The 1,049-nt window shown below is 62.1% G+C and carries 1 protein-coding gene; it reads left to right on the top strand.

All coding sequences use genetic code 11. From position 1 onward, the window contains the following. Positions 1–91 precede the first annotated feature (91 nt). Positions 92–1,040, top strand: a protein-coding gene (locus GGR00_RS28195; RefSeq protein WP_184702879.1) for an IS630 family transposase whose coding sequence is annotated in 2 segments (ribosomal slippage) — positions 92–427 and positions 429–1,040 — 948 coding nt in all. Because the reading frame shifts where the segments join, the coding sequence is not laid out codon by codon here. Positions 1,041–1,049: the final 9 nt, after the last annotated feature.

Below are 1,049 nucleotides of genomic sequence, written 5' to 3'. Positions count from 1 at the left end.
CTAGAGCGTTTCCTATCTTGAGCGAATCGTAGGATTCCCAAAGAAGGTGGTTTGTGATTCAAGATGCTGGCTGGGTGGAGGCCAGCATCTGATGACGCGAGCCCTTTCGAACGATCTTCGTGAGCGTGTTGTTGATGCGGTTGGAGCGGGTGAGAGCTGCCGAGCAGTGGCATCACGCTTTGGCGTCGCCGTTTCCTCGGTTGTGAAGTGGTCGCAGCGTTACCGTGCCACCGGCTCGGTGGCGCCGGGCAAGATGGGCGGGCACCGCAAGCGCGTCCTGGAGCCGCATCGGGCCTTCATCGTGGAGCGGATCAATCAGACCTCTGACCTGACGCTGCATCGGCTGAAGGACGAGTTGGATGCGCGCGGGGTGACGGTCTCGCACAATACGGTGTGGCTGTTCTTGAGGCGCGAGGGGCTGAGCTTCAAAAAAAACGCTGTTCGCCCTTGAGCAGTCCCGGGCCGACATTGCCCGTCGCCGCCAGCGCTGGAGGTCGTGGCAGGCCGGCCTGGATCCGCAGTGCCTTGTCTTCATCGACGAGACCTGGATCAAGACCAACATGGCTCCGCTGCGCGGGTGGGGGCCGAAGGGCAAGCGGCTGCGCGGCCTGGCTCCGCACGGCCATTGGCGCACGCTGACCTTCCTGGGTGCATTGCGCTGGGATCGGCTCGCGGCGCCTTGCGTCTTCGACGGCCCGATCAACGGCCGATGCTTCCGCGCTTATGTCGAGCAGCAACTCATCACTGTGCTGAAGCCCGGCGATATCGTCGTCATGGACAATCTGGGAAGCCACAAGTCGGCGGCCATCAGGCAGATGATCAAGGCTGCCGGCGCAAGGCTCTGGTACCTACCGCCCTACTCGCCGGATCTCAACCCGATCGAGCAAGCCTTCGCCAAGATCAAACACTGGATGCGCCAAGCCCAGAAGCGCACCGCCGAGGACACCTGGCGCCACATCGGCCACCTCGTCGAAACCATCGAGGCAGCCGAATGCAGGAACTACTTCGAAAACGCCGGATACGCTTCCGTTAAAACATGAAGGGCTCTA

Origin of the sequence: Aminobacter aganoensis (genome assembly GCF_014206975.1) — a bacterium.
GTDB lineage: Bacteria > Pseudomonadota > Alphaproteobacteria > Rhizobiales > Rhizobiaceae > Aminobacter > Aminobacter aganoensis.
This window is presented reverse-complemented; position numbering and strand designations above follow the sequence as displayed.